The organism is Vibrio intestinalis (assembly GCF_025195085.2).
Lineage (GTDB): Bacteria > Pseudomonadota > Gammaproteobacteria > Enterobacterales > Vibrionaceae > Vibrio > Vibrio intestinalis.
This window is the reverse complement of record NZ_JANAVY020000015.1, coordinates 94512-104227: the sequence shown is the minus strand read 5'-3', so window position 1 is coordinate 104227 and position 9716 is coordinate 94512. Positions and strand designations below refer to the sequence as shown.

Below are 9716 nucleotides of genomic sequence, written 5' to 3'. Positions count from 1 at the left end.
TCAGGAAGTCAGAAGGGAGCGTGTCTGTACCAAGGAAGATGAATAAGGCTACGTGGGACAAAGATTATAGAGCAAAAGTTCTCTTTACATCAGCTTAACAAAGTACGTTCGCGCCCTTACCTATGGTTTGTCTTGGCGCGAGATTTCCTGTTTCATCACCACCTTGTAATATTACTTGGAGTTTCTCAGTATCGATGGTCGACTCATACAGTCGATACAAAGTCATTTGAGACAAGTTCTTCTTAAACAATTCATCAACTGGTAGTGATGGTTCGTACACTCTGTGCCAAGTAACTTTTCTTGCTTGAGAATAGCTAACATCATCGATAGCTGAGTTATCAAAATAATAATCGCTGGTAATTTCAGCAATCGCACGAAACTTACGGTTACCATCTGAAACGACAATGAGATCACCCATAGCCATCTCATTTTTGAATTTGTTTACTGATGTAACTTGATAGTCATAGCTTTCGTTCTCAATTGCCACATTGTTGCTGCGGTAGGTTTGAGCCACTTGCTTACGATCGGTGGCGTCAGAGAAATCTATGTCATAACCATAACCTAAAAGAACATAGCCGTTATCGATACATTGCTGATAGATAAAAGCATCTTCACCAGCAATGTCACCTAACGACATCTTCCATATTTTACGACCACTAATATCAACATGATCTTGTTCTGCTTTTATAGTCGGTTTAGCACGGGCAGATTCACACAAACGCTTGAAAATACCATCTTCGATTTCGTAATTGACCTGATTGTTTTCTGTCGTCGCTTTCAAGCCTTCCACAAAGTCTTCATAACTAAAGCTCTGATGGAAAGTGACAAAACCAATGCGATTGCTTTTAAGAAGTTCATCGAATCGCTTTTTGATAGCGTCTCGATCTTCACAATGTGAATAGTAAAATTCAGGATCAACAATCGCTAGAGCTTTATTAATTGTATTGTAGGTTTTACCTGTTCCCGGTGGCCCATAAAGTATCGTATTAAGCGGTTGAGGTTTATCATTACTCTTCACATCATACTCCTGCGCTGGATCGTTGACCTTATTATTGGACGATGGCTTAGGTTCCTTCCATTTCGAGCGCAACGGCTCGACATAGTAGTCAAGTTCTTTGGTCCCGAACTCCCCTTCAAAAGATTGCCTTAGTGCCAACAGTTTAGCGTCAGCATCTTTTGTATCCATTCGATCATATTGGGCACTCGTGATATCGGTTAAAGTTGTTAAAATAGATTTTCTGTCCGTGTTACCGAAGATACGCTCATGGGCCTCTGGAAACAGTAGATATAAAAACATATGACGAAACTGTCTCGTGCCATTTTCTGAAATAGACTCCAGCCACTGAGGCATGCGTTCACCATCATTCAAAAGCTCTTTTCTCTCCAGTTCAGAGAGCTTTAGCAAAGCTTCAACCAACCCGATAACATAAACAAGCTCACGCCAGCGGAGTGTATTGTATGCAGTGCCAGCACTACCAATTCCAGTTAAAGCGTGGTCAGAAAGGAACTTTTGCTTGGAATCTGGGGTAATCTCGAACCCACTCCAGGAAAATACGCGTTCAATACCCCTGCGTTTAGATTCAGGCCCCGTATTGCTCGGGCAAAGAAACATCAACCACAGCATTTCAGACGCCAGTACTTTGGCTTCTGGGGAAGCATCTGCCAATTGAGTTTCTAACTTTTCAAAAAAGTCACCATCACCTTCATCTAAATTTTCAACAAAATAATCAATGAGCTCTTGGCACGTTAGTGAATTCCACACGTCGCGTCCCGTGAAAAGAGAGCGACCTTGAATAAAACAACGCTCTTTGAACTCCGACATATTGTTAAGTAAATGAGTAGAATTTTTGTCACCACAATAAATAGCCAATTTGTAGTCCTTACTTATAACGCGTTACGTCTGGGTTCATAGATATCTTTAACTGCAAGAAGTAGATCTTCGACAACTTCATCATCTGAACCAGCTAAATGTGAAAAGCTTAAAGCTTTATAATAAACCTCTTTCCTAGTTGTCTTCTTAGCATCAAGCCTATCCGCTTCACGTTGAAGTTTGAGTTTGGCATCTTCAACCTGCTCAACATCAGCTAATAAAGGGGCAAGCCATTCCTCAGTGAACGACTCATCTAACAAATGATTTACACGTCCCTGTACCTTAAAGATTCGATTCCAAGTCTTACCTTTTTTTTCTATATCGCACCCAGTAGCTAGAATTCCTACTCTCATTTTATAAAAGTCACCCATCCTTTTTAAATAGGTTGCCCTAAGTTGGACTTGCTCTTTAGAGTAAGGAACAAAAGAAAGCGAACGCTCATCATCATCATCAGTAAGTGCGTCTTTTTCTTCTTTGAAGTCTTCGTTACAAGTATCACAACAAGGAATGAGATTATTAAAATCTACAGCTAAGAACGGGTAATGAGCTTTAGGTAAGTAATGGTCATAAGAGGCACGTCTCTGCTTCTCTTCTGGCAGATCAGCTCCATCTTCAGGCTCTATTAGTACTTCAGCAGTCATCGATGATAAACCGCAGAACGAACATATTGGGGTATTTAATCTTTTAAACTCTTGATAGTGTTCATGCATATCTGAGAGTTCGACATCATCGAACTTTTCAACCAGTGAATCACTAAAACACTTCAACCCTAACGTTGTTGAATATAAGTAACCACCAAGCTTCTTACACGCTTTCCATAACTCCTTGTGCTCGGTTGAACCTGGAGCATTTACCTTAGGCTTCAATAGTGCGATCCGAGCATCTGAATAAAGTGGTACTATTTTTATCTGCTGATCATATATTTGTTGAAAAGACGCCTTATGCGCACCTGATAACTGATTGTATTCAAGATAAACATTCACAAAATATGTATTTGTTTTGGCACTCGCATCTAGAACTGTTCTAAATTCAGCAGGGAAACAATCCGCGACCTCTTCCCCTTGAAACATCAACAAATAGAAGTTTTTATGAACCTCATCAAGCCAGTACAAACTTGATTTCGGTGGTTTTACTACGGGCCAGAGCATTATTCTTCACCTCCCAGATCATCCAACTCTCTTCGAATTTTGTTCCTTCTGTAATTTAATTCGAATGATTGGCCAAATCTCTCTAGTTGTTCCAAAGCTGTTGCACTAGTAAGATCACCATTGTCATATTGCGATAGTACTTCTCGTATCTCATCTAAAGGTCTTTTTGAAATAAGAACCTCTAACCCGAAAACAGACGAAAGTAATGAATCAAAAGAAGAGCCATAGGTTTCTTTGTCACGAATAGGATTAATCGCTACACATCCCTCAAGGTTTTTCTGAAAGTGAAGCACGCGCTCAGATTTACATGCTGAAAGGACAAAAGGCGAATGTGTTGAGATGATTAGCTCTAACTTTGATAAGCCAACGTACCTATTAATGATATCGACAAACTCAATACGCCACTCTGGGTTGAAATGACTTTCTGGCTCGTCAAGGATAAACAGGGATTGCTGGTCACCGAACAATATTAAGGAACCGACAATTTGAATGAGCTGATGTTCACCATCACTAATTCTGTCATATGTGGTAATTACATGAGGATCTTGGAGCGAGACTTCTATATTCAAGAGGCGCATTGGCATCAGGCCACCAGATACACTAGGTACGTTTCGTTCATACTTACTACTTCTTAACGTACGCTTTTCATCGTAACTCCATCTTCTTGCCGTTAAATGATGAAGTGTTAGCAAATGCTCTAAAAAAACAGTTTCATCAAGGTATAACCGATCCATAGCTTTGAAGAATTTTCGCCCTACTTTAAATCGTAGCTTTGGTGACGCACTGATATCTTCGTCGATAAGTGGAACTGGTTGTCCTAACGATTCGCAACTTAACTCTGTAAGCCTTCTAACAATATTTCCTATTGCTTCAAACTCTTTATATTCAGTTAATCGCAAGTCCATCTCAAAACTACAAACACCATTAATATTAACGTTATCAGAAATAAATCTACGGAAGGCTTTAGACTTAGTTTTATTTGCACCACGGCAAACCATTAAATAAACAAAAAAGACATTGTTTAGAGAATGGTCTGCAAATAAACCAACAGGTAATCTGGACTCTCTTGCTTCAAGTGGCTCCTCAGGGAAGTTAAAGTAAGACTTTAGGTCATCTTGATAAGCCCGTGGAACACTAAACAACCCTGAATTCTTTCGGTAAACACCCCTTACGTATTTCGATAATCCTTCCCAAACCGCATCATTTTCAGCGTCCTGCTCTTCCATTACTTCATCATATCTTGGTTTATATTCTCGATAGAAGACACCTTGTTTTCGGATCACATCAAAATATTGGAGTTGGGTCTTTGCAAACACCGAGCTTAACCCCTGATTATGTCCTGAAGAGTAAGCAATCACATTAGTAGGAAGCATTTCATGAAAATCGCTTTGAACTTCATTGAAAATACCCAACAGTTCGACCATCTGGTCTAATTGGTAATTCTCTAGCTCATTGGTGCCATAGCTGAGTGGTCTTTCACCCTCGATATAAAGCATCTTCAGTTTCGAATCGGTACATTTGAGCAATACCGTCCTTAAGGCTGAACCGCCCGTAATCTGGTACTCGATTTCAAAATCATAGGTAAGGTCTTCTGTACATTCATACTGCGGGTTGAAATACCTGTCCGCGTAACCAAAGATATCGGCGATTAATTCAATGAAATTTGATTTTCCGGAACCATTTAAGCCAACCAAGCATATCGGTGAATAGCCCTCGCTATTTGGCTTAAAGGTATAGATGAAAGGTTGCTGTTCTGTTCCTACGATCGATTTGTATCGACCAACTAACTTAAGCCTATTTAATCTCATTTTTGTTCTTATTATTTAATGATGATGAAAATTTCTACTCGATTGCTCTACCCAGCATTCGCCCTAGTACTTCTTTCATTGACTCCTGAAAATCAGTCATCGACTTCATATCGGTAATTTGAGCCAAATCTATTTGACCTTCGTCTACGAGCTCATTGAGCGTTACACGAGTTGCTGGCTCACCAAGATGTGCTTCTAACTCTGCTTTTAAAGATTTTGGCGAGTCGTCGTTACCAGAGCGCTCTTCAAGGGGGCCACAATGTTGATAACCATATTTTAATGCGCAGATTAGCCAAGCTTCTGACTTTGGTTGAGCAACAAACGGCACGCCATTTTGATACTCTTGAGCTTCAAAGCCAGTAATCATAGATTGGCGTTTAGTTTGATAATCTGACCATTTGTTGCTATCGGAGTCATGGAATAACACAGCTAAGCTTGGTTGCCTTTCAGGGTTAGATGCGACATGTGCCAATGCCCTTGCCGCTCGATAAAACTCTCTTGTTTCCTTACCTTGTTTTTTGCCACTTCTAGAGAGAGATTTGATAACTCTTTTATCTTTAGAAATACGGGTGATTTCAGACTCATGAACCACTTCAAGCAGATCCGCATCGAGAAGTGAGAAGCCCGAATATGGCTCAATAAACTTGTCTATTAGCTTACTAAGAGGTCCTATTGACTCGTTACTTTTACCGATGTCGGTTTCACCTTCACCGCTAACAACTAAATACATGCGTTCTGCCCTCTTTAGTTGCTAATCAGTTGAACTGTCGCGGCTTCTGGAGCTAGATTTTCAAGTATCGTATCTTCGTATGCCTCTCCTGGCCCCATGAACTTCAGCTTACGTTGCATTGAAGGAAGGTCAAACAAGCGAATAGCTTGCGTCGCACCTTGAGCATTTTTATAGAGGTAAACCACACCTGCTCTAGCTACATCATCTTCCATGTAGTTAAGAATCATAGGGCTATGAGTGGTGACTATCACCTGGGTATTGGCTTCAACTAAGCTGTCGACTAGCTTTTCTATAAGCTCTGGATTGACACCGTTTTCGATTTCATCAAGCAGCAGCGCACTTTGCTTTTGGGTAAGCTGTGCAAAGATCGCCATAAAACGCAGTAAGCCATCATTGATGTGTCTGGCTTCTGTTTTTATGATCTTCTCACCAAACTTTTCTTCAATTTCAATCTTCACTGCACTATTCGTTTTATTCACTAAAGTGTCGATCTTGTTCAATTTCGGATATAGCTTTTGAAGGTTGTTAAGCAAATTAGACCTTTCGCTTTTACTCATATCGAGAAGAAAAGCAGGTAACATTTTGCCGCCATACCCTAACGTATTACCTCTTACATGATGATCTCTTAACTTCTCCGGAGAAAGCATATCTAAAGCATTAAGTAGATTGAAAAATGTTTTGAACTCTATTAACTCTTTTGGAAGCGTTTTGTCTCTTATCTGAGAAAGGATAGAACCTTGATAGTCAAAAGTTATAGGAGATTGAAGCTCTTCAGTCGGTAGTGCAAACTTCCCATCGCTTACGTTAAGTAATGTTTTACTATCCCAAGTTATTTTTTCAGAAGTGCAGTACAGCTCTTTTCGATTAAAACTGCCTTCCCAAATAACGGGTCTACCCGCGTAAGAAAGTTCTACGGTAAAAGTAATATTGGACTGCTTAGTTAACGTCGAGTTAAGATCTCTCGCACTCCACTGACGGCTACTCAGCCACTCATCGATATCGCCACTCACTTGCTGTGAGAGAAAATCAATAAATTGTAATACGGTGGATTTACCTGAACCGTTTAATCCCACTAAACAATTAAATTTGCTAAACGGCAGTGAAAAGTCCACCAGCGACTTAAAGTTGTTGGCTTTGATGTTAACTAAAGAGAGTGAGTGATTCATTTGGTTCATTATTCCTTCTCTGACGTTTTTGCTTTGGTGGCGCGCTTGCGAGTGATCTTTTTCGGCTTACTCAGCTCTTTTTCTGCGACAATGCATTCTAACAGTTTGTCTGCTGGTTCATCATTTGGATCTTGCGGAACCAGCTCGCCTCGGAAAGCTTTAGCTAGGATCGATTGAGTTAAGCGGTCTAAGCGAGCTTTAGCATCTAGGTATTGTTTTTCAACTTTATTAGCTTTGGCCAATAAAGCTTCGACCTTTCTAACTACCTCACTTTGCTCTAATACAGGGGCTAAAGGGATTGGTAGCTCTTTGATCGGCGCTAAAAACAAATTTGACTGCGCTGTTGCTTTAGATTTTTCAACAATAATATCTTGCAACCTAGGTGACTGAAGAACATACATAAGGTAAGTGTTATTCTGTTCGGTTAAATCGGTCTTAACCAATGCAGCACTTCTTACCATGACGTATTCATCATCACAGTCACAAAGTGCAATGCGCCCTACAGAACCTGAACAAGAGATAAGAATGTCCCCTTTATTAGGATCACATCGCTTTCTAAGTTTCTCAAACTCTTCATCTCCGACATAATCAACTTTACTTAAGTCAATTCTTCCATCTCGGACATTTCGTGCGGATAGAAGGAATCTGCCACTTTCTGCGCGTTTCGGAGTTTTATGTTCACCATCTGTAACTTTTGATGCTAAGCCACCAAGGTTCACGGTCACCCACGAGTCGGGGAGCCCTTCGCCATCTATTTTTTCAACAATTAAGTCTTTCTTTACTTGCTTCTGCTTAATAAGACTTTCTTTTAAACTAGTTAACTCATCCAGATCGATCAACTGCTGACTTGGGTTTTCCTCACGCCACTCTTTCGTCAACGCCCCAGACGTTGCAGCAGCCAATACTGATTGGCGGAAACGTTTTAAAATTGCAGGAATCTGATCTAAGCGAGCTTGGGCTTTGTCGACCTTGGCAAGGATAGAATCTAACTTGTTGGCAATGCGAATTTGTTCGTTTAATGGTGGCAACGGAATTGTAATCTCTTCAACGTCACTTTTCCTAATTGACGGCACAGTCGTAGATCGTGACAATGATGCAACATCGAAATATTGCAGATATCTATAGACATATTTATCAGCTTCATTATAGAAAGCCTTTACACCCATAACATTATTATCTGCGATTCCTGGTCTCTCAACTATTACACGTCGGTTTAACTTTAACGCTTCGCCAATTTTTGCAAATAATGTCGACCCCACTTCAAAAGTTTTACCTTTCATCAATAACAATGTATCTAACGAAACATAGTTATCGGACTTACTAAGTAAGCCAGAGCTGTGAACAAACGCCTTAGATAGATCACCGACTTTGTACACTGGGTATTCGGCATCAATTACACCTTGATATTTTTTAGGAAAACCAACACCACTTTGTACTTCCGTAATATTTCCTAGCTCTGTTTCTATCCACCCTATTGGTAACTCACTCACAGAGACACCTCATCACTTTCTGCTGAATCCAAATCTGCCAAAATCGCTTTTAGCTCTTCCATTGCCCCTGCCATTTCAATCAATGCTTCATTGATTAACACATCTGGCGCGGGTAGCTTTGAAGCGTCTTCGTTGTTTTCATCACGAATCCAGCTCAGGTCTAATGATTCATCTTTAGTTTTAATTTCATCACGGCTAAAGCAGCGCAGGCGACAGCCATCAATGTCATCTTTGTGCTTACTTAGGAAGTTTTGGCGAGCTTTTTCATCGACCTGAGTTAAATCACTGCCAACTGCTTCATAAAACTCATCAAAGTGCTTTTTAGTCAGTACAGTACGTTTGCCAAACTTAGGCATGTTAGAGCGCAAGTCATACACCCATACGTTTTGGGTTTGACCTTTATCTTGAGTTACGTCTTCAGGTTTAGAGAAGAACAAGACGTTGGTTTTTACCCCAGCGGCATAGAAGATACCAGTTGGCAGACGCAAGATGGTGTGAAGGTTACACTTCTCCATTAGGTCTTTACGGATAGTTTGACCTGTTGAACCTTCAAACAATACGTTATCTGGAAGCACAACCGCTGCACGACCACCTGGTTTTAGCATTTTGTGGTACATCAAATGTAAAAACGCCAACTGTTTGTTGCTGGTGTAATGAACCAAGTCATCACGGGTTGGTACGCCGCCGCCCTGCTTAGTGCCAAATGGCGGGTTAGCAAGAATTAAGCTCGCTGGTGGTAGTGCTTTGCCCTCGTTAGATAAGGTATCACCAAATAGAATGCCGGAGTTTTTATCGTTTACGGCAAGATCATGCAGCATTAGGTTCATCATGCCTAAGCGATGCGTGTCTTGAACCAACTCCATGCCAAAGAAGGTTTTATGCTGGTATCGATCGTAAGGTGCTGGCTCTAACTCTTGTATATCGTTGTGCTCTTCCAAGTAGTTGTGTGCGCTGATCAAGAAGCCACCGGTACCTGCGGTCGGATCAACAATGACATCGTCTAATGTTGGTTTCATTAGATCTACCATCACGTCGATAAGCACTCGCGGCGTAAAGTACTGGCCAGCACCCGATTTTTTCTCACCGGCGTTGATCTCTAGCAATCCTTCGTACATGTCGCCCAAACCTTCGGTTTTGGCGCTGTACCAATCAAGCTTGTCGATTTCTACCACCAGCTTATTTAGCGTTGCTGGTTTGCGGATAACAGTGCTGGCATTTTTGAAGATCGCTTGAGTGATGCGAGAGCCATTGTAGCCTAGCTGTGTTAGCAGCTTTTGGTACTCTTCTAGACGAGTCGCTGAGTTATAGGCTTCTAGATTTTCCCAACGGTAGCCTACTGGCAGTAATTCCTCTTGGCCCGTCTCTTCTACCATTTTAAGGAATATAAGGTAAGTGAGCTCGTTAAGGTACTCATGGTAAGTCACACCGTCATCACGGAGTAAGTTACATAAATTCCATAGTTTGGCGACGAGATCTTGAGTACTCATTAAATTTACTACCTATT

Annotated in this window: 7 protein-coding genes; all 7 read right to left on the bottom strand. The window is 40.9% G+C overall.

Annotation, left to right across the window (positions count from 1 at the left end; translation table 11 throughout):
* Positions 1 to 94: 94 nt before the first annotated feature.
* Genes MU515_RS16445 through MU515_RS16415 form a run of 7 tightly spaced genes read right to left on the bottom strand, consistent with a single transcriptional unit; the run spans position 95 to position 9699 of the window.
* The gene (locus MU515_RS16445) at positions 95 to 1870 is read right to left on the bottom strand and encodes a DUF8426 domain-containing protein (protein WP_260261475.1); all 1776 of its coding nucleotides are present in this window, start codon (positions 1868 to 1870) and stop codon (positions 95 to 97) included.
* A gap of 14 nt (positions 1871 to 1884) precedes the next feature.
* Positions 1885 to 3018, bottom strand: a complete 1134-nt coding sequence (locus tag MU515_RS16440; RefSeq protein WP_260261474.1) for a hypothetical protein — start codon at positions 3016 to 3018, stop codon at positions 1885 to 1887.
* On the bottom strand, positions 3018 to 4826 hold the full coding sequence (locus tag MU515_RS16435) for an AAA family ATPase (RefSeq protein WP_260261473.1): 1809 nt from the start codon (positions 4824 to 4826) through the stop codon (positions 3018 to 3020). Before MU515_RS16435 ends, MU515_RS16440 begins: the two co-directional genes overlap by 1 nt.
* A gap of 34 nt (positions 4827 to 4860) precedes the next feature.
* Entirely contained in the window at positions 4861 to 5556 is a 696-nt protein-coding gene (locus MU515_RS16430; RefSeq protein WP_260261472.1) for a hypothetical protein, read from the bottom strand.
* 14 nt (positions 5557 to 5570) lie between these two features.
* Positions 5571 to 6731 carry an AAA family ATPase gene (locus MU515_RS16425; protein WP_260261471.1) on the bottom strand — a complete coding sequence of 387 codons (1161 nt, stop codon included), beginning with the start codon at positions 6729 to 6731 and terminating at the stop codon, positions 5571 to 5573.
* Positions 6731 to 8212: a restriction endonuclease subunit S gene (locus tag MU515_RS20060; RefSeq protein WP_260261470.1), complete on the bottom strand. Its 1482-nt coding sequence runs from the start codon at positions 8210 to 8212 to the stop codon at positions 6731 to 6733. The genes MU515_RS16425 and MU515_RS20060 overlap by 1 nt, the downstream gene beginning before the upstream one ends.
* On the bottom strand, positions 8209 to 9699 hold the full coding sequence (locus tag MU515_RS16415; protein WP_260261469.1) for a class I SAM-dependent DNA methyltransferase: 1491 nt from the start codon (positions 9697 to 9699) through the stop codon (positions 8209 to 8211). Before MU515_RS16415 ends, MU515_RS20060 begins: the two co-directional genes overlap by 4 nt.
* Positions 9700 to 9716 lie beyond the last annotated feature (17 nt).

Excerpts from the sequence above, each read along its gene's own strand:
- MU515_RS16440 (WP_260261474.1), bottom strand. The coding sequence starts at position 3,018 with ATGCTCTGGCCCGTAGTAAAACCACCGAAATCAAGTTTGTACTGGCTT.
- MU515_RS16435 (WP_260261473.1), bottom strand. The coding sequence starts at position 4,826 with ATGAGATTAAATAGGCTTAAGTTAGTTGGTCGATACAAATCGATCGTA.
- MU515_RS16430 (WP_260261472.1), bottom strand. The coding sequence starts at position 5,556 with ATGTATTTAGTTGTTAGCGGTGAAGGTGAAACCGACATCGGTAAAAGT.
- MU515_RS16425 (WP_260261471.1), bottom strand. The coding sequence starts at position 6,731 with ATGAACCAAATGAATCACTCACTCTCTTTAGTTAACATCAAAGCCAAC.
- MU515_RS16415 (WP_260261469.1), bottom strand. The coding sequence starts at position 9,699 with ATGAGTACTCAAGATCTCGTCGCCAAACTATGGAATTTATGTAACTTA.